General features: G+C 58.9%; 16 protein-coding genes. 5 read left to right on the forward strand and 11 right to left on the reverse strand.

Annotated elements, in window-relative coordinates; translation table 11 throughout:
• Positions 1 to 43 precede the first annotated feature (43 nt).
• The 3 genes from cysE to GRX76_RS04115 all read right to left on the reverse strand — a co-directional run bounded on the left by cysE (position 44) and on the right by GRX76_RS04115 (position 2,507).
• Positions 44 to 865, reverse strand: a complete 822-nt coding sequence (gene cysE / locus GRX76_RS04105; RefSeq protein WP_160152143.1) for a serine O-acetyltransferase — start codon at positions 863 to 865, stop codon at positions 44 to 46.
• Between the two features lie 41 nt (positions 866 to 906).
• Complete coding sequence (locus GRX76_RS04110; protein WP_160152144.1) at positions 907 to 1,923, reverse strand: serine/threonine protein kinase; 1,017 nt, start codon at positions 1,921 to 1,923, stop codon at positions 907 to 909.
• Positions 1,924 to 2,168: 245 nt separating this feature from the next.
• A complete protein-coding gene (locus GRX76_RS04115) occupies positions 2,169 to 2,507 on the reverse strand; it encodes a DUF4242 domain-containing protein (protein ID WP_201276903.1) in 339 nt (112 codons plus the stop codon).
• 254 nt (positions 2,508 to 2,761) lie between these two features.
• On the opposite strand from GRX76_RS04115, the gene GRX76_RS04120 reads away from it, so the two are divergent.
• Entirely contained in the window at positions 2,762 to 4,633 is a 1,872-nt protein-coding gene (locus tag GRX76_RS04120; RefSeq protein ID WP_160152145.1) for a tetratricopeptide repeat protein, read from the forward strand.
• 70 nt (positions 4,634 to 4,703) lie between these two features.
• Here the strand turns inward: GRX76_RS04120 and GRX76_RS04125 are convergent, their stop codons facing one another.
• Together GRX76_RS04125 and GRX76_RS04130 are read right to left on the reverse strand one after the other, a co-directional pair.
• The gene (locus GRX76_RS04125) at positions 4,704 to 5,849 is read right to left on the reverse strand and encodes a beta-ketoacyl-ACP synthase III (protein WP_201276904.1); all 1,146 of its coding nucleotides are present in this window, start codon (positions 5,847 to 5,849) and stop codon (positions 4,704 to 4,706) included.
• Positions 5,850 to 6,039: 190 nt separating this feature from the next.
• Positions 6,040 to 6,762, reverse strand: coding sequence for a ComF family protein (locus GRX76_RS04130; protein ID WP_160152146.1), 723 nt, complete (start codon positions 6,760 to 6,762; stop codon positions 6,040 to 6,042).
• Positions 6,763 to 6,996: 234 nt separating this feature from the next.
• Here GRX76_RS04130 and bioB point away from each other — a divergent pair, with 234 nt between their 5' ends.
• The 3 genes from bioB to bioC are packed head-to-tail and all read left to right on the forward strand — an operon-like array spanning position 6,997 to position 10,825.
• Entirely contained in the window at positions 6,997 to 8,064 is a 1,068-nt protein-coding gene (gene bioB, locus GRX76_RS04135) for a biotin synthase BioB (RefSeq protein WP_160154800.1), read from the forward strand.
• A gap of 14 nt (positions 8,065 to 8,078) precedes the next feature.
• On the forward strand, positions 8,079 to 9,272 hold the full coding sequence (gene bioF, locus GRX76_RS04140) for an 8-amino-7-oxononanoate synthase (RefSeq protein ID WP_201276905.1): 1,194 nt from the start codon (positions 8,079 to 8,081) through the stop codon (positions 9,270 to 9,272).
• Positions 9,269 to 10,825, forward strand: coding sequence for a malonyl-ACP O-methyltransferase BioC (gene bioC / locus GRX76_RS04145; protein ID WP_160152147.1), 1,557 nt, complete (start codon positions 9,269 to 9,271; stop codon positions 10,823 to 10,825). Before bioF ends, bioC begins: the two co-directional genes overlap by 4 nt.
• A 36-nt stretch (positions 10,826 to 10,861) precedes the next feature.
• Here the strand turns inward: bioC and GRX76_RS04150 are convergent, their stop codons facing one another.
• The gene (locus GRX76_RS04150) at positions 10,862 to 11,674 is read right to left on the reverse strand and encodes a cyclase family protein (RefSeq protein WP_160152148.1); all 813 of its coding nucleotides are present in this window, start codon (positions 11,672 to 11,674) and stop codon (positions 10,862 to 10,864) included.
• Between the two features lie 68 nt (positions 11,675 to 11,742).
• Here GRX76_RS04150 and GRX76_RS04155 point away from each other — a divergent pair, with 68 nt between their 5' ends.
• The gene (locus GRX76_RS04155; RefSeq protein ID WP_160152149.1) at positions 11,743 to 12,861 is read left to right on the forward strand and encodes a winged helix-turn-helix domain-containing protein; all 1,119 of its coding nucleotides are present in this window, start codon (positions 11,743 to 11,745) and stop codon (positions 12,859 to 12,861) included.
• Between the two features lie 25 nt (positions 12,862 to 12,886).
• Here GRX76_RS04155 and GRX76_RS04160 read toward each other — a convergent pair whose 3' ends face one another.
• The 5 genes from GRX76_RS04160 to speA all read right to left on the reverse strand — a co-directional run bounded on the left by GRX76_RS04160 (position 12,887) and on the right by speA (position 19,227).
• Positions 12,887 to 13,540, reverse strand: coding sequence for a DUF6515 family protein (locus GRX76_RS04160; RefSeq protein ID WP_160152150.1), 654 nt, complete (start codon positions 13,538 to 13,540; stop codon positions 12,887 to 12,889).
• 205 nt (positions 13,541 to 13,745) lie between these two features.
• A complete protein-coding gene (speB, locus tag GRX76_RS04165; protein WP_160152151.1) occupies positions 13,746 to 14,618 on the reverse strand; it encodes an agmatinase in 873 nt (290 codons plus the stop codon).
• 189 nt (positions 14,619 to 14,807) lie between these two features.
• Positions 14,808 to 16,001, reverse strand: coding sequence for a carboxynorspermidine decarboxylase (gene nspC / locus GRX76_RS04170; protein ID WP_160152152.1), 1,194 nt, complete (start codon positions 15,999 to 16,001; stop codon positions 14,808 to 14,810).
• A 64-nt stretch (positions 16,002 to 16,065) separates the two neighbouring features.
• Positions 16,066 to 17,265, reverse strand: coding sequence for a saccharopine dehydrogenase family protein (locus GRX76_RS04175; protein WP_160152153.1), 1,200 nt, complete (start codon positions 17,263 to 17,265; stop codon positions 16,066 to 16,068).
• A 39-nt stretch (positions 17,266 to 17,304) separates the two neighbouring features.
• Positions 17,305 to 19,227 (reverse strand): biosynthetic arginine decarboxylase, encoded by a 1,923-nt coding sequence (gene speA / locus GRX76_RS04180; RefSeq protein ID WP_160152154.1) that lies wholly within the window; start codon positions 19,225 to 19,227, stop codon positions 17,305 to 17,307.
• Positions 19,228 to 19,447: the final 220 nt, after the last annotated feature.

Raw genomic sequence — 19,447 nt, forward strand, 5'->3', positions numbered from 1 at the left:
GTTTCTGTGCGGTATCTATTTGTTGCAACCTGTGACAGCAGAATCAGCGCAATTGATCCACCTGAGATAAGGCGCACTGGTTCATCGACAGCGCAGGCTGGTCACAACTGGCGGTGCCGATGACTTTGGCGGGCACGCCGGCCACCAGGGATTTCTCCGGCACCGCTTTCAGCACCACGCTGCCGGAGGCGATCTGCGAGCAGCGGCCGATTTCGATATTGCCGAGAATTTTGCTGCCGGCGCCAATGAGTACGCCGCAGCGCACCTTCGGGTGGCGGTCGCCGGACTCCTTGCCGGTGCCGCCGAGGGTGACCGATTGCATGATGGAGACATTGTCTTCCACCACCGCGGTCTCGCCGATCACAATCCCGGTGGCGTGATCCAGCAGTATGCCCTGCCCCAGCTGCGCGGCCGGGTGAATGTCGACTCCGAATACCACCGAGATACGGTGTTGCACGAACAGCGACAGCGAGCGGCGATTCTGTTGCCACAGCCAGTGGGCCACGCGCCAGGCCTGCAGGGCGTGGAATCCCTTGAAGAACAGAAAGGGCTCGTACAGGGAGTGGCAGGCGCTGTCGCGCTGCTCGACGGCGCTGAGGTCCGCACGCGCGGCTTCACCAATGGAAGGGTCGTTTTCCAGCGCCTCATCGATCACTTCGCGGATCAATAGCGCCGGCGCCACCGCGCTGTCGAGCTTGTTGGCGAGGTGGAAGCTGAGCGCGGCCTCGAGCGTGTTGTGGTTGAGAATGGTGGCGTGCAGAAAGCTCGCCAGGATCGGCTCGCGCTCCACCTGCACCGCCACGTCCTTGCGGATACCACTCCAGAGTTGGTCCTGTGCCTGTTCTTCGGTCTTCACAGTTTCCATCGGGTACTACTCCTTGTTAATTGACACCCCGGGGTCGCACCTTAAATCGCGCCCAGGGTGAGCGGCGGTTCCTGCAGGGCCGAGAGTTGCTCGCGCAGGGCCAGAATATGTTCCGCCCAGTAGCGGGGGGAGTTAAACCAGGGGAAGGCCATGGGGAAGGCCGGGTCTTCCCAGCGCCGCGCCAGCCAGGCGGCGTGGTGCATCTGGCGCAGGCAGCGCAGCGGTTCCACCAGCTGCAACTGTTGTGGGTCGAAAGGGTAGAAGGTTTCGTAGCCCTCCACCACGGTATCGAGGTAGGCCGTCTGCTCCGCGCGATTGCCGGAGATCAGCATCCAGATATCCTGGATTGCCGGGCCCTGGATACAGTCGTCCAGATCCACAAACCAGGGTGTTTCATCCCGCCACAAAAAATTGCCGCTGTGGCAGTCGCCGTGCAGTCGCAGGGTCGGCCAGTCGCGCTCAAAAAACGGGGTTATCCGCTCGATGATATGGGCGGTCACGGTGGCGTAAGCCTCGACGTTCTCCCGCGGCAGAAAATCGCCGGCGAGAATAAAGTCTCGGCTGTCGATGGCAAAACGCTGCAGTGACAGGCTGGTCCGGTGGTTGAATGGCCGCGCTGCGCCAATGGCGTGAATACGCCCGAGCATGGTGCCCACCTGTTCCAGGTGGTCAAAGTTGTCCAGCTCGATCTGGTGGCCGCCGCGGCGGGGAAACAGCGCAAAGCGGAAACCGTGTGCTTCCATCAGGGTGCGCCCGTCGAATGCCAGCGGTGCCACTACCGGAATTTCTGCCTCTGCCAGCTCCAGCGCAAACTGGTGCTCCTCGATGATCTGCTCGTCGCTCCAGCGCCCGGGGCGGTAGAACTTGGCGATCAGCGGCTGCGACTCGTCGATACCCACCTGGTAAACGCGGTTTTCGTAGCTGTTGAGGGGGAAGATGCGCGCGTCAGACAGCAGGCCCACGCTTTCCACACAGTCGATCACCCGGTCCGGGGTGAGCGCGTCGTAGGGGTGAGCGGAGGGTTGCAGGTGTGAATGGTCGTTCACGGAATCGGTCATGGCGGCGCTCCGTTGAGCCTCGCGAAGCTCGTGCAAAATGGGGCGCTATGCTAACCCGGCAACGCCTCTCCACCCAACCTGGAATTTACCGCCAGCCTCGCTGCGGACTAGATGCTGACGACCCAGTTCCGCGGAACCAGCGCTTGTGGCCAGCGCCCGTGAAAAGGTGGGCTGTGACCACAAAACCACGGGTTAAGGAGACCGGCGTTGCGCCAATCTCCCTCGGGGTTTTTCAGCCGCTCCAATCAATCCTCGGCGGAGGCTGGCCCGATAATTCCGCTTACCTGGACGATTTTATCGGCGGGAAATCCGCCCAGTTTGGCGTGCTTGGCAATGATTTCTTTGTTGGGCGCTTGATACACGCAGTAGAACTTATCCTCGGCCACATAGCTTTGCTGCCACACGATCTCCGGCCCCAGGGATTCGAGTACGGCGCGGGATTTCTGCGAAATGGACTTGAGCTCAGCCGGTGTCAGGTTCTGCGCGCCGGGAATGGTGCGCTCAATAATGTACTGGTGGCTGTCGCCAGCAAATACCGCAGTACTGGCGATCATGAGGGCGAATGCAATCAGTGAATTACGCATGTTTCTGTTCTCCTAATTAGTTACCCGGATGGGCAATCAAGGTCCGTTACGGACCCCATTGGTAAAATGCTCTGTGAAAGCCTCGACGTCTGCTTGAGACTCGCCCCTATACAACCAACCCCGCTCAATAGTCACAATGAATTGCCGGCTGATCTTTACCTGAACTGGCATTTCCCTTTAAATCAAGTAGTTAGCGGTACACATGAACTGCGTGCATGGCGCAGAAAGTCAGCAGGCCAGACCCGGGGTGGCGAATGGCGACACTGTGTTTCGGAGAGTTTGAGCTCGATAGCGAGCGCCAGCGGCTGCTTCGCCGCGGCAGAGTGGTGGCTGTTCAGGAGCAGCCCCTGCGCCTGTTGTTGTTGCTCCTTGCCCGGCCGGGGGAGCTGGTGACCCGGGACCAGGTGTGTCGCGACTTTTGGCCCGATGATGTCAGTGGCATTCTTGATGACAACCTGAACACCCTGGTGCGCAAATTGCGCCAGGCCCTTGGTGATTCCGCACGCAGTTCCCGCTTTATCGAAACAGTGCCCAGGCAGGGGTACCGGTTTATCGCGCCGGTGACGACCGGGAAGGGTGCGTCAGAATCCACCGGCACCGTTACCCCGGATAAACCCGCCACGCTAAATACACCGCTTTCCCCAAACCACCGCCGGCCGCTAGCCGTCATAGCTGGCTGCCTACTGATGGCATTCGCATTTTTTATCTACCAGCTGGTGCCCTTCCCCGAGAGCGGGATGAATACGTCGAGGCAGTTTGAATCGGTTGCCGTTTTGCCGTTTGTGAATGCCAGTGAAGATTATCAGCGGGACTATTTCAGTGATGGTTTGGCGGATGACATTCTGAACCGCCTGTCCGGCTTTCCCGGTCTGCATGTTGTATCCAGAACCTCGTCGTTTTCCTTGCAGCAGTCCGGGCTCGATGCGCGTGGTATCGGCAAGCTTCTGGCAACCGATGCCCTGGTAGAAGGCAGTGTGCGCAGGGATGGCGAGCAGTTGCGTATCAATGTCCGGTTGGTGGATACCAGTAACGGTTACCAGTTGTGGTCGCGAAGCTATCAGCGGGAACTGACCGATATTTTTTCGGTGCAGGAAGATATTGCGCTGCAAGTCGCCAGCGCCCTCGCGGGCAAATTGCAAAGCGGGCGGGATTTGGGACCGCGGGCCGCGGGGATTTCATCGGCGGCCTACGACAACTATCTCAAAGGCCGTTTTTACTGGCACCGGCGCTCTGAGAGAGACCTTAAGGCGGCCGTTGAATACTTTGAACAAGCGATCGCTCTTGCGCCGGAATACGCGCCTGCTTGGGCGGGGTTAGCCGACGCGCTGGCGGTACTTGGGTTTTACGATTACCTGCCGCCCGTAGAAGCCTTTACGCGTGCCCGCGGTGCTGCCCGGCGTACGCTGCAGCTTGACCCTGCCAATGCCTCTGCTGAGGCTAACCTGGGGTATGTGGCGCTTTATCACGACTGGGACCTGGCGGAAGCCGAAGCCCGCTTTCTACAGGCTATCGCGTTTAAACCCGATTCCTCAAAGGCACACCAGTGGTATGCGAATCTGCTGGTGGCGGCAGGCAGGTTCGACGAGGCGGAGCGGGAAATGCGCAAGGCCACCGAGCTGGATCCGCTGTCGCTCATCGCCAATGCGGCGCTGGGATGGGTGCTCTACCACGCCGGGGCTCACCAGGCCGCGCTAGAACAATTGGCGCTGGTGGAGGAATTAAACCCGGAATTCGAACTGGTCTATTTGTGGCGAGGGTGGACGCAGGAAGCCATGGGTGATTATCCCGGGGCCATCGCGTCTCTGCGGGAGAATGTCGCGCGCTCGGGCGGCAGTGCCATCGGTGTGGCCTCGTTGGCCCGAGTGCTGGCACTCAGTGGCAGCCGGGAGGAAGCGGGGACCTTGCTGGAAGGCCTGAACACGCCGGAGGCTTATCTGCCGTCCTACGAAATGGCCAAAGCCTATCTCGCGCTGGCGGGTCCCGAGGCCGCTGGAGCCTGGTTGCAGCGGGCCTATGACCAGCGCTCACATTCGATGGTATTTCTGAAAGTCGATCCGCAGTTGGCCGCTATTCGCGAAACGTCCGATTACCAGAAACTGGTGGCGCAGGTACTGCCCCACCGTTAAGGACTTTTAGCGTGACGAGTGCGGCGGCAACACTGCCGTGTGACAGTCGCACTTTTAGTGTCGCATTGTGTCAGACCGCGATTTTTTCCAGTGCCAGGCTGCCAATGGAATAACCCGCACCAAAAGAGCAGATCACACCCTTGCTGCCCACGGGAAGGTCGTCGCTGTGCAGGTTGAACGCGATTACCGAGCCGGCACAGGCGGTGTTGGCAAAGCGGTCCAGTACGATCGGTGCGCGCTCAATGTTGGCGTCGTCGCCCATCAGCTTTTTCGCGATCAGGTTGTTCATATTGATGTTGGCCTGGTGCAGCCACCAGCGGTCGATGTTGGCCGGTGCCATGCCCAGTTCCTGCACCTGGTTCTCCAGGTGTTCCGCGGCCATGGGGCAGACTTCCTTGAATACCTTGCGGCCATTCTGGCGGAACAGCTTGCCCTCTCCAAAAGGATCCACATCCGCAGCGCGCGCGGTATAGGTGAAGTTGGAGCGGATATTGTTGGAGAAAACCGTCTTGGCTTTGGTGCCGAGAATTTCCCAGGCGGTGTCGGAGTTGCAGTTTTCCTTGCGTTCCACCACCGAGGCAACCGCCACGTCGCCAAAAATAAAGTGGCTGTCGCGGTCGGTGTAATCCACCTGCGGCGAAGCCAGCTCCGGGTTGATCACCAGCACCGCCTTGGCGGAGCCGGAGCTGATGGCATCCACCGCGCGCTGCAGCGCGAAGGTGGCGGAAGAGCAGGCCACTTCCATATCAAACGCAAAACCGTCGATGCCCAGTTCGCCCTGGATTTCGATGGCAATGGCGGGGTAGGCGCGCTGCAGGTAAGAGGCGCCAACGATAACCGCGTCAATGTCTTCCGGCTTCTTGTTGGCTTTTTCCAGCGCCAGCTTTGCAGCCTTGAGACCCATCTCGGCCTGCAGGCTCAGCTCGTCATCGGCGCGCTCCGGAATATAGGGGCGCATGCGCTCCGGGTCGAGGATGCCTTCCTTGCTAATCACATAGCGGCTTTTGATGCCGGACGCCTTTTCAATGAACTCGGCCGAGGAGTGCGGCTTGGCCTGCAGCTCGCCGGCCTCGATGGCATCGGCATTCTCACGGTTGAACTTGTCCGCAAAGGTGTTGAGCGCGGTCACCAGCTCTTCATTGCTGATGGTATCCGGAGGCGTCCACAGACCGGTGCCACTGATCACAATGCCGCGGGGCATCTTGTACTCACTCATCAAACTTCATCCTGTGCGTCGCGCCTGTTTCCACAGGCGACCTTCTTGTAGAGACCTTGTATAAACGATAGCAGCCGGTGTTTTTTTGCACAGCGGTTGCAAAGGGCGACTATTGTGCCGATACGGGTCACTTGGGTCTAGGAAACGGTACAGGAGTACCGGGCGGTCGCTAGGGCAAATTGGTTGAAAGTTAGGGGGTTCTGGCCAGAGCATAGCTGCTCACCCGTGTGGCGCCAGCATCCAGCAGACTCTGTGCTGCCGCTTCCTGGGTGGCCCCGGTGGTAATCACATCGTCGACCAATCCGATGTGCAGGCCCCGGACCCGCGGGTGTGCGACAAAGCTGTGGGTCAGGTTCTTGCGCCGTTGGGTGCGCCTGAGTTTCTGCTGGCTGTCTGTGGCGGTGGTTTTGCGCAGTGCGCGGTTATCCAGCGGGATGCGCCAGTGTTTACCGAGAATGTTCGCGATCAGCTGGGCCTGGTTGTAACCCCGTTCGAACAGTTGCTTGCGCCAGTGCATGGGAACCGGCACCAGCAGATCCGGGCGATGTTCGCCTTTTATCTGGGGAGCGAGCTGAAACGCTGCCAACTCTGCCAGGGTGCGGCCGGCGGAGAAATCGCGCTGGTATTTGAAGCGCTGTATCAGTTGCGCCACCGGATAGGCGTAGTACCAGCAGACGTGGCTGCAGGCCTGGGGTGGCGGCTGTTGCAGGCAGCCGGCACATTGCCGGTCGGTTGCCTCTGCAAGCGGTAGCGCGCAGCACTGGCAGGCGTGGCCCAGAGCGGGCAGGTCCTGGTGGCAAGGTGAGCAGGTGCCGAACCGGACCTCCTCGGCAGAGCCACAGAGCAGGCAGCGTGCCAGGTGTCGGTCGATCGAGCGGTCAACGATCTGGCTCAATATTCTCCGTATCGACATCGCAATCCTCCCTGATCGCCTATCGGTAAAACGGGACCTGTAAACCAAAGCTGGTTCTCTTGGTTGACAGCGAAGGGGCCACCGCTACACTGGCAGGCCTTTACGGAATCTAATGGAAACCCGCGCTAGAAGCGCCACGACGTAGTGACTTGTTGCCATGACTCAGAAGTCTCACTTGAGTCCTGCCGGTCCCGTCGCCCGAGGAGAATAATTCCTGTGACTGCCAACCCGCAAATGTCTTCCGCTTCGTCCATTTACGGCCAGGTCCGCCACGACTGGACCCGCCAGCAGGTACTGGATCTGTTCGCGCTGCCGTTCAACGATCTGCTGTTCACCGCACAGACGGTGCACCGCCAGCACTTTGATGCTAACCGGGTTCAGGTGAGTACCCTTTGCTCCATCAAAACCGGCGCCTGCCCGGAAGACTGTTCCTACTGCCCGCAGAGCGCCCGCTACGATACCGGTCTCGAGCGCGAGAAACTGATGAAGGTGGAAGCGGTGGTGGAAGAGGCCCGCGCGGCCAAGGCCAGCGGTGCTACCCGTTTCTGCATGGGCGCCGCCTGGCGCTCGCCGAAGAAAAAAGACATGCCCTATGTCACCCAGATGGTGAAAGAGGTGAAGGCGCTGGGGCTGGAGACCTGCATGACGCTCGGCATGCTTACCGATGAGCAGGCCAAGGGCCTGGCGGATGCGGGCCTGGACTACTACAACCACAACCTGGATACCTCGCCGGAATACTACGGCGATATCATCACTACCCGTACCTATGAAGACCGCCTGAATACCCTGGCGAATGTGCGTGCGGCGGGCATGAAGGTCTGTGCCGGCGGCATTATCGGCCTCGGGGAAGAGGAAAAAGATCGCGCGGGTCTGTTGATGCAGTTGGCGAATCTCTCCGAACATCCGGAGTCCGTGCCCATCAACATGCTGGTGAAAGTGGCCGGTACGCCACTGGAAAACAACAAAGATCTCGATCCGTTTGAGTTTATCCGCTGTATCGCCGTGGCTCGCATCATGATGCCAAAGTCCCACGTGCGCCTGTCCGCTGGCCGCGAGTCCATGAACGATGAGATGCAGTCGCTGGCCTTCCTTGCCGGTGCCAATTCCATTTTCTATGGTGAAAAACTGCTGACCACCGGCAACCCGGAAGCCAACAAGGATATGCAGCTGTTTAACCGCCTCGGTATCAAGCCGGAGGAGTACCAGCAGTACGAAGATGAGACTGCGGTGGAAGCAGAGCTGCAGGCACAGATCGCCGAGCAGCAGAACGATCAATTCTTCTACGACGCCGCCAAGGCGTAAGCGCAGCCGCAGTTTTGTCCAGTCTGCAGGATTTTCTCAACACGCGCCTGGCCGAGCGCCGGGCGCAGCAGTTGTACCGTGAGCACAAAATCCTCGATGCCGCGCCGGGGCCTGTAGCGGTTGTCGACGGCGCTGAGCTGATTACCTTCAGCAGCAACGACTACCTCGGTCTCGCCACCCATCCTGAAGTGATTGCTGCACAACAGCGCGGTGCATTGCTGGGCGCGGGAGCCACTGCCTCCCACCTGGTCAATGGTCACTTCGCAATCCACCAGCAATTACAGAACACAATCGCCGAGATGACCGGGCGCGAGGCAGCATTGCTGTTTGGCAGCGGCTATATGGCCAATGTCGGGATCATCAATGCACTCGTCGGCCGCGGCGATTTCGTGGTGCAGGACAAACTCAATCACGCTTCCCTGATCGACGGTGGTCGTATCAGTGGCGCCCAGTATCTGCGTTTCGCCCACAATGACCTCGCTGCGCTGGATGTCCAGCTACAGCGTGCACGCAACAAAAGCGATGGCAGGATGCTGCTGGCGGTGGATGGCGTTTACAGCATGGACGGCGACATCGCGCCGCTCGCCGAAATGGCGGCGCTGTGCCGAAAATACGATGCCTGGCTGATGGTGGACGAGGCCCATGGCTTCGGTGTTATGGGCAGCGAACAATGCCCCAGTGCCGGCAGCGCCGCTGCCGCCGGACTCGACCAGGATACTGCGCCCATCGTGATGGGTACTCTGGGCAAGGCGGCAGGTAACGCCGGTGCCTTTGTTGCCGGCTCGCAGGCGCTGATCGATTACCTTACCCAGTTTGCGCGCACCTATATCTACACCACCGGTATGCCGCCCGCGGTAGCTGCCGGGTGCCTGCGCGCGCTGGAGCTGATGCAGCAGGCACCACTGCAGCAGACACTGGTGCAGCGTATCGACTACTTCCGCCGCCGCGCCGCCGAGCGCAATCTTCCACTGGAAAACTCCAGCAGCGCGATTCAGCCACTGGTGCTCGGCTGTGAACAGAGAGTGCTGGATGTGGCCGCGCAATTGCGCAATGCGGGTTATCTGGTGGGCGCGATTCGCCCGCCGACCGTGCCCGCCGGCACGGCCCGTTTGCGTATTACGCTATCCGCGGCACACAGCGAAGCGCAGATTGATGGTCTTTTAAGCGCGCTGTCTGCTGCGCTTGCGCCTGTGGAGGTGCCGGCATGAACATCGCGCTGATTCATGGTTGGGGCGGGGATGCCCGTTGCTGGCAGCCGCTGCTGGATGAGTTGAAAGGTCTTACTGGGAAAGTCACCAATATTGAATTGCCGGGCTTCGGTGCGCGCATCGAGGAATCCTGGCCGGATACCGAAACGCTTGTTGCACAGCTGGATTCACAGTTGCCCGATGACTGCCTGCTGTTGGGCTGGTCTCTGGGTGGCATGTTGGCCGTGCGGCTCGCGGCGACCAGCCAAAAAGTCCGCGCGCTGATCACCATTGCCGCCAACGGCAGCTTTGTTGCCCGAAACGATTGGCCGGGCATGGACGAAACGACCTTCGCGGATTTTTGCCGCGCGCAACGCGCCATGCCGGAAAAAAACTGGCAGCGTTTTTGTGGACTGGAGGCCCGCGGTGATTCCGCAATACGCGGGTTGTTGAAAATTCTCAAGGGTTGGCAGCCGTTATCCATCCCCGACAGCTGGAGCCATGCGCTGGACTGTCTGGGCGAGCTGGATAACCGCGACTTATTGAAAACCCTTGAGGTTCCCGCCCTGCATATTTTCGGTGAAGGCGATGCGCTGGTACCGCCGGCGGCGGTACACAAAATCGAAGTCCCGGAAACCAAAATCCCAAGCGCGCAGGTAAAAGTGATCGCCGGGGCGGGTCACTGCCCGCATCTGAGCCAGCCCGCAACCTTAGCCGCGCTGATCGAAAGTTTTGTCGCGCAGGAATTGCATTCTGCGCCGCTGGAAAAATCCTCCGTGGCCCGCGCCTTTGGCCGCGCTGCCCAGAGTTATGATGCCGCTGCCTACCTGCAGCGGGCGGTGTGCCGCGAATTAATCAGCCGCGCCGGCGACGGCTGGGCGCCAAAACGTATTCTCGATCTGGGTAGCGGTACCGGTTACGGCAGTGAGCTGTTGCGCAAGCGCTTCCCGGATGCACACATTATCGCGCTGGATCTGGCCCCGGAGATGCTGGGTTATGCCCGCGAACATCGCCCGGTCAGTAACGGCTATGTGGCTGCGGACGCAGAGCAGTTGCCGTTGGCGGACAACTGTATCGATCTGGTATTTTCCAGTTTTGCCCTGCAGTGGTGTTATCGCTTGCCGCCGTTGTTTGCGGAAATTCGTCGGGTAATGTCACCCGAGGGGAATGCACTGATTTCCACTCTGCTGCCGGGAACCCTGCAGGAACTCGAAACCAGCTGGGCGGCAGTAGACAGGAATGTGCATGTGAATCGCTTCCTGCCAGCAGAAGACTGGCACAGCGCCTGCGTGAACAATCAGCTGAAATGCGTGGTGACCAGGGAGCAGCGTGCGTTGCATTTCGACAACGTCAAAACCCTGATGCGTGAGCTGAAAAGTATTGGCGCTCACAATGTAAATCACGGGGCCGGCAAGGGACTGCTGAGCCGGGAAAAACTGCGCAGGCTGACCGAAGCCTACGAGCACCAGCGCACTGCGGCAGGCCTGCCGGCAACCTATCAGGTGCTGTATCTGCAGTTGGTCCGGCAACAGTCCGCGGCGGCGGTATTACCCTCCGCAGCGGCACGCTCCTGAAAATTCAACGCGCCGGACAATCAGTGTGCCGGACATTCAGCGTGCCGGCAGAAAGGCAACCACCCGGGTTGGTCCGCCACTGCCGCCACGAATTTTCATTGGCAGTGCAATCAGGGTGAAGCCCTTGTCCGGCAATGCCTTCAGGTTGGCGACATTTTCCAGTGCGGGAATATTCCGTTTGAATAATTCCCGATGGGTTTTGAACAAGCGCGAGGCGCCGTAGTCGATACTCGGGGTATCCAGGCCCACCGCTTTCACGCCTCGCTTCTCTGCCAGAAAGATCGCGGCTTCCGGCGATAGTCCCGGGAAGTTCAGCTTATCCACTGCCGCTTCGCCGCGCTCTGCCGTACCCATATATTTTTCTGCATCCGGCCAGTACTGGGCACTGCCGGTATCGAACAAGACGATGCTGCCACTCTCGATAGTGCCGTGCTGCTTTTCCCAGCGCTCGATATCGGCGATGGAAATCAGATAGTTTCGGTCCGACTTATCCCGCTTGCCGATCTGATCCTCTACGCGGATCACAATACCTGGGCCGATCAATTGCTCCAGGGGAATTTTGTCCACGCTGATATGATCGCGCGCAAAATGGACCGGCGCATCCACATGGGTGCCGCCGTGCTCTGCGGCAGCCACATTGTAGGCGGAGTAGTAATAGCCCTTGTCGGTTTCCCCGGCGAATACCGTGCTCTTGGCAAATTTGTCCGCCGTGGGCCAGTAGAGTGTGTCTTTGGCGAAGTCGTGGGAAAGGTCGATCCATTTCCCTTCCGTCCAGGCTGCGGCCGTCAGATAGCCCGGCAGGCAGCTGAGGATACCCAGTAACGCCAGTGAACCTTGTCGGTGGTTCATACGATGCTCCTTGTTTATTCTCTGTAATATCCCAATTTCGGCTGAGCCAGATACGAGAGCGGTGATTCTTGAAAGCCTATACCAAAGTGCCACCACTGCCAGCGGATCGCGCCCGCGCACTGGTGTTGGCGCGCCAGTATGTATACAACCCCTGGCCCGACGATGTGGGCGGCTTGATCGGCCATCTCGGGGCGCTGCAGCTGGATGCCATACAGGTGATCACACGTGCGCATCTGCACCAGCTGCACACCCGGCTGCCGAGGCTGCGCGAAGCCGGGATAATCCGGGCACTGGCCGATGCAGAGCGGCAACGGCATATTTTTGAGTACTGGTCCCACGCCGCTGCCTACCTGCCCATGGAGGACTACCGGTTTGCGCGCCTGCGCATGGACAGTATTCGCGAGGGACAGAAACACTGGTTCGAGAAAAACGCCAAACTGTGCCGTTTTGTACTGGACCGGATTCGCGCCGAGGGGCCGCTCAGGGCCAGCGATTTCGTGCGCACCAAGGGTGGCTGGTGGACCTGGAGTGAAGAAAAGAAGGCGTTGGAGCAATTGTTCCACGAGGGCGAATTGATGGTGAGCCATCGCGAGGGTTTCCAGAAGGTGTTCGACCTGCCTGAGAGACTGTTGCCCGCAACTGTGGAAACCGCGGCGGCCAGCCCGGCAGAATACGGACGCTACCTGGTGCGAACCTATTTGCGTGCCCAGGGAATAGGGCGTACCGGCGAGATTGGATACCTGCGCAAACACGACAAGCCGCTGGTGGCGGGAGCGGTCGAGGAGATGCTGGCAAGCGGTGAGCTGGCCAGGCTGGGTGAGGAACTGGTTCTGGTGGAAGACCTGGAGTGTGAACCGCCGCCGGTGCCGCGCAAGGTGCGCCTGCTGTCACCTTTCGACCCTCTGGTCTTGCAGAGAAAGCGGCTCAAGCGCCTGTTCAATTTCGACTATCAGCTGGAATGCTACGTGCCAGCGGCCAGGCGAAAGTTTGGTTACTTCTGTCTGCCAATTCTGTATCGGGACGGGTTTGCCGGCGTGGTGGACCTGAAGGCGGATCGCGAGGCGGGAATACTGCGGATCAAGGCGCTGCACTGGTGCGAGACACCGAAGAGTGGGCTATTGGCCGGATTCAACAAGGCCCTCGGCGATTTCGCCCGCTATCACGGGCTGGCCGCCGAGGGCCCCTAGGTTTATCTGCGCGTTCGCGCAGCGGTCACACCTGAACGACGACGTAGACCTCGCGGCCATCCCGTTGGGTGGGCATGAAGTAGTGGCCGCCATAGCGGTAGTACTGCACGCCGTTGATGACTTCCGCGGTGTAGCCAGTGGGCAATGTCTCAACCACCTGTCCCGGGTTGAACATGGCGCCGCCGGGTGCCGGGCCAGTTGTGGTGGTGACGGTGGTGGTCGTGGTTGTCACGCCAGCCGGCGGCGGAACCACCACATAGCGATTGATCGGCGGTTGCCACTGGTAATAGGCGCCACCGTACTGGTAGTAGGTAAAGCCGCCAATTTGTACCTGCACCGCGCTGCCGGGCAGGGTCAGCACCGACGCACCCAGCGGCGCTGCGACCACGACATAGCCACCGGGCCCCGGGCGATAGAAGCGGCCAGCGCCGTAGTAATAGGGGTTGCCACCTACCGCCAGGTTGACGAAGCCGCCGGGCAATACCGGTACCGTCACGCCAATACCAAAGCCGATGCGCGGGCCGCGGTAGCGCGGTCCCCAGTAGCCGTGCCGGTGTCCATATCCGTGACCGTGGCCGTGACCATGGTAGCCCCGTGCATCGGCAGGTGCGGCAAAGGCGAACGACAGAAGCGTCACCAGGCCTGCGCTGAACAATAGAATTTTTACCGCTTTTTTCATTAAATCCCCCGCGAAGCGAGCACTTACTATTGAACAAATAATAACCGCTATCGGGGCGCTGCGCTACGGGTGGCTGGCGGCTGATCGTTAAGAATTGTCAGCCCGCCGCGCCCGGAGCAGGTGACTCCCCGGCCATCAATACGTGATAGGGGAGCCAGCCTGCAATGGCCGTCCGGCAGGAGTATTGGGCAATCTCTCCCGGCGGTCAGGTGCGGTTGCGCTGGACTATCCCCATCAGCTTGTAGAGTAGCTGAGCCGCGCCGAACTCATAGGCGTGGAAACCTTCGATGGGGGCGAATTCCAGCAGGTCGAAGCCGATAATCTCGCGCTGTTTGGCCACGGACTCGAACAGGTTCAGGGTCTGGTACCAGCCGAGACCGCCGGGTACCGGGGTGCCGGTGGACGGGAAGACCGATGGATCCATGCCGTCGATATCCAGGGTGAAGAACACCTTGCTGGGGAAGTCTTGTGGCAGCTCGATGGACTGCACCTGGGTCGGCACCAACTGGTGGGCGTCGAGATAGTGCACGCCGTACTGTTTACGCGCTTCCATCTCTTCTTCGCAGTAGGCGCGGATGCCCAGCTGGTACAGCGGGATCCCCGCCTCGCACACCAGGCGCATGACGCTGGCGTGACTGTGCTTGTGTCCCTCGTAGCGATCGCGAAGGTCGGCGTGGGCGTCGATCTGTACCACGCCGAAGTCGGTGATGCCGGCGTCCAGGTAGCCTTTGATGATGCCCCAGGTGACCGAGTGTTCACCGCCAATTCCCACGGGCATTTTGCCGAGCTTCAGGATTTCGCTGGTGGCGCTGGCGATGTTTTCCATTACCTGCTCTGCGGAGCCGCTGACATCCACGGCGTCGCGGGTGTAGATGCCCAGCTCGCAGGGATAGGAGAAGTTGTCGTAGGTCTCCAGCTGGTGGGACGCTTCGATGATGGATGAGGGCCCTTTACCGGTGCCGCCGCCGTAGGAGACGGTTTCTTCATACGGAATCGGCAGGATATGGAACAGGGCATCTTCCGGCTTAGGCTGCTCGATTTCAGAGCCGAGGAAAATATTGGGGTCTTCTTGGTGCATGGGTTTTGATTCACCTTTGGTGGCGGCAGAGCACCGGGTACAGGTTTTCAGGACCGAACTAGGCGTCCCCCTGGGAATACATCCCTGTACGCTTCGTCGGCAACGTCCCTGTTGCCGACGATCCTGAAAACCTGTACCCGGTGCTCTGCCTTCGCATTTTGTTTCTGTGCTTAAGAAAATATGCCGGGATTAGGACAGACGGTTCTTGAAGTCCTCGTATCCAAATTCTTTGATCACGCGCAATTCATCGGTATCCGAATTCCATAAGGCAATGGAAGGCAGTGGTATGCCATTGAACGTGTTGGTTTTGACCATGGTGTAATAGGCCATCTCTTCAAACACAATCCGGTCACCAATGTTAAGCGGCTCGGCAAAACTGTACTCGCCAATGCGATCGCCCGCTAGGCAACTCTGTCCGCCTAACTGATAGGCGTGGGGAAGCTCTTCCGGCAGGCAGGCACCGGTAATTTCCGGGCGGTAAGGCATCTCGATCACATCCGGCATATGGCAGGTGGCGGAAACATCGAGGATTGCCTGGTTCTTGCCATTCCAGGTCAGGTCGACCACTTCACCCACCAGTACGCCACAGAAAAGCGCGACCGCTTCACCGGGTTCCAGGTAAACCTGCACCTTGTGTTTTTCGGAAAACGCTTTCACCGCGCTGATCAGCTCTTCTACCTGATAATCGCAGCGGGTGATATGGTGGCCGCCACCAAAATTGATCCACTGCATCTGCGGAATCAGGTCGCCAAACTTTTCTTCCACCGCTTTGATGGTGCGCTCCAGCGGTTTGAAATCCTGCTCACACAAAGTGTGGAAATGCAGGCCGCTGATGCCGGTCAGGTCTTCCCCTTCAAACAGTGAACGCACGATGCCGAGGCGCGAACAGGGCGCACAGGGATCGTAAATCGGCGTGTGGCCTTCCGAATGCTCCGGATTGATCCGTAATCCGAACTGCAATTCCGGGCGCTGTTTTTGCGCTTCCAAGCATATGTCTTTGTAGCGCTTCCACTGGGAAAAAGAATTGAATATTACGTGGTGGGCAAAGCCCAGAATTTCTTTTAATTCCTGCTCTTTGTAGCCGGCACTGAATACGTGTACCTCTTTTCCGAGATCCCTGCCGCCGTACTCTTCAAAGCCCAGTTTTGCTTCATTGATGCCGCTGGCACAGGTGCCACTTAGGTATTCAGCAACGATATGGCCGATGCTGAACATGGAAAAGGCTTTCAATGCCGCGAGTACCTTGGCGCCGCTGCGTTTTTGCACGTCGGCCAGCACTTCGAGGTTGTCGCGCAGGGCGATTTCATCCACCACGAAACAGGGGGTAGGCACACGGCTGGGGTCGAATTCGCCAAAGTAGTCTTTGCGGGGCGTCAGATCCATAGAGTTCGTTTCGCTTCTGGCTATTGCAAAAATCCCGGATCTCGCGATCCGGGATTGATGGTTTTTACACGAAAGGCTTGTCCAGCCAGGTTTCCTGCCAAGGCAGGCCGTACTTGTTGAGGTCGGCCATAAAGGGATCCGGGTCCAGCTGTTCCATGTTCCACACGCCGGGCTTCATCCACTTGCCTTCCATCATCATCTTGGCGCCAATCATCGCCGGTACGCCGGTGGTGTAGGAAATCGCCTGGGACTGGACTTCCTTGAAGCACTCCTGGTGATCGCAGATGTTGTAGACGTAGTAAATCTTGTCTTCGCCACCGCCCTGTGGGGTACCCTTGATGATGTTGCCGATACAGGTTTTACCCTTGGTCAGCGGACCCAGGCTCGCCGGATCCGGCAGCAGCGCTTTCAGGAACTGAATCGGTACAATTTGCTGGCCCTGGAATTCAATCGGCTCGATGCTGGTCATGCCCACATTCTGCAGCACTTCCAGGTGCTTCAGGTAGCTGGCACCAAAGGTCATCCAGAAGCGCGCGCGCTCGATTTCCGGGAAGTGCTTGGAAAGGGATTCCAGCTCTTCGTGGTACAGCAGGTAGAGGTCTTTTTCGCCAATACCTTCGGGGAATTCGAACACCCGCTTTTCTTCCATCGGCTTGGTGGTGATCCATTTGCCGTCTTCCCAGTAGCGGCCATTCGCGGTGATTTCGCGAATGTTGATTTCCGGGTTGAAGTTGGTGGCAAACGGCAGGCCGTGATCGCCGGCGTTACAGTCCAGGATGTCTAGGGTCTTGATGCGGTCGAAGTGGTGCTTCTTGGCATAGGCGGTAAACACGCTGGTTACGCCGGGGTCAAAACCACTGCCCAGCAGTGCCATCAGGCCGGCTTTTTCGAACTTGTCCTGGTAGGCCCACTGCCAGCTGTACTCGAACTTGGCCTCTTCCGGCGGCTCGTAGTTGGCGGTGTCCAGGTAGTGCACGCCGGTTTCCAGGCAGGCATCCATGATGTGCAGGTCCTGGTAGGGCAGGGCCACGTTGATGACCATGTCCGGTTTGACCTTTTCGATCAGCGCGACCATTTCCCCGACGTTATCGGCGTCTACTTCCGCAGTGTTGATCTTGCGCGGCAGCATATCGGCGATCTTGTCGCATTTGGATTTGGTGCGGCTGGCGAGGGTGATGTTCTCGAACACCTCTTCCACCTGCGCGCACTTGTGTGCAACCACCTGACCGACGCCGCCGGCGCCGACAATCAGAACATTGGCCATTTTTTTCTCCCTGTTCCTTTTATTGGGGAAACCAATAGATTATTTCTCGAAGTAGGTGTAACCGCTCATGCTTGCCGTGTAAGTATGCAAAATATCCTTACGCTGCTGCGCGGTGATACGCTTCTCTTTTACCGCTTTTTCCGCCAGTTTGCGGAAACGCTCGAACAGATCCTGCGGCGAGTACTCTACATAGCTGAGTACATCGGCGATGCTGTCACCCTGGATCTCACGGCTGTAATCCACATGGCCGTCCTCGTCGATCCGCACGCTCACCACATTGGTATCACCAAACAGGTTGTGCAGGTCACCCAGTGTTTCCTGATACGCACCTACCAGGAAAGTTCCCAGAATATATTCTTCGCCTTCCCTCAATGGATGCAGCGGCAATGTCTTGCGCACATCCTGGCGATCGATAAAGCGGTCGATCTTGCCGTCGCAGTCGCAGGTAATATCCGCAATGATTGCCGAACGGGTCGGCGCCTCATTCAGGCGGTGTACCGGCACCAGCGGGAACAGCTGATCAATCGCCCAGATATCCGGCAGCGACTGGAACACGCTCACATTCGCGTAATAAATGTCGGACAGCACCTCGGGCAGTGCCTGCAGGTCTATCGGTACCTGCTCCACTTCGTCCAGCAGTTTGCGAATTTTCTGCGCGCACTGCAGGAACAGGTTTTCCGCCAGCGCACGATCCCGCAGGCTTACCTGGCCGTGCAGATAGAGAGCGCGGATTTCATCGCGGTAGTAGAGCCCGTCGTTGTAACTTTCCTGCAAATTCTTCGGTGTCACACTCTGCAGCGCGTGCTGCAGATTCTTCAGCATCGGGTGCGCGTCTTCACCGATGCGGTCTTCTTCCAGCTCGATGGGTTCGAAGCTGGTGGTGTCCAGAATATTGAACAGCAGCACCGACGAGTAGGCTACCGTGGCGCGACCCGATTCGGTAATGATCACCGGGTGTTCCACGCCCTCGCTGTCCAGGGTGCCCATGATGGCTTCCACCACGTCCACGCAGTACTCGTCCAGGGAGTAGTTCTTGGAGTGGGTGTAGTTGGTCTTGGATCCATCGTAGTCCACCGCCAGGCCGCCACCCAGGTCCAGGTAGCCCATGGCTGCACCTTCTTCCACCAGGTCGGCGTAGTAGCGGCAGGCTTCCAGCACGCCGGTGCGGATGTCGCGGATGTTCGGTACCTGCGATCCCAGATGGTAGTGCAGCAGCTTCAGGCAGTGCAGCATGTCGTGGTCGCGCAGTTTGTCCACCATCGCGATCAGGTCGTTACTGCCGAGACCGAAAATACTGCGGTCGCCACTGGTGGCATTCCAGTAGCCGCCCACTTTGCTGGCAAGTTTGACCCTTACACCGATGTTCGGCTCTACCTTTTCGCGCTCGGCACAGCGGATGATGGTGTCCACCTCGGAGGGGGTTTCCACCACGAAGAATACCTGTACGCCAAGGCGCTGTGCCTGAAGGCCCAGGTTGATGAACTCTTCGTCCTTGTAGCCGTTGCACACAATCAGCGCGTCGGTATTGTCGAGGATCGACAGTGCCGCAATCAGCTCTGCCTTGCTGCCCGCTTCCAGGCCGTGACCGAACTGGCGACCGGCCTTGGCGATCTCCTCGATCACCTGGCACTGCTGGTTCACCTTGATCGGGAAAACGCCGCGGAATTTGTTGCGGTAGCCACTGCTCTCGATGGCGCTGCGGAAGGAGTTGTTAATGCGCGCAACCTGGGCGTCGAGCAGATTCTCGAAACGCACCAGCAATGGCATGCCGAGGCCGCGCTCGGTAGCGCCGTGGGCAATGTCGAGCAGAGACACGGCGTGCAAGTCGCCGGCCTCGTTTTTGACTTCAACCGTTATCTCGCCGGACGGATTCAAATTGAAATAACCGGCGCCCCAGTTGCGGATGCCGTACAGCTCTGCGGAGTCTTCGCAGGTCCAGTTTTCGATCTGTTCTTGTTTCATGGCGCCTCGTTTTAGGAAAGAGGAACGGTTTTTTAGTCCGGTAAATTGCTGGGTTATCAGGGGCGCGAATCTTGGGGCCAGAGTTTGCGGAAAGCAATAACTATAGAAAAGAAAAATAACCTTTTTCAAAGATTAAAATTAAATTTTTGTTCGGTTTTATAGGGTGAAAAACCGTGAATTGCGAGTGTGGGGCGCAGATTCCGTTGAATTGGTAGAAAAT

Source organism: Microbulbifer sp. ALW1 (assembly GCF_009903625.1).
Taxonomy (GTDB): Bacteria; Pseudomonadota; Gammaproteobacteria; order Pseudomonadales; family Cellvibrionaceae; genus Microbulbifer.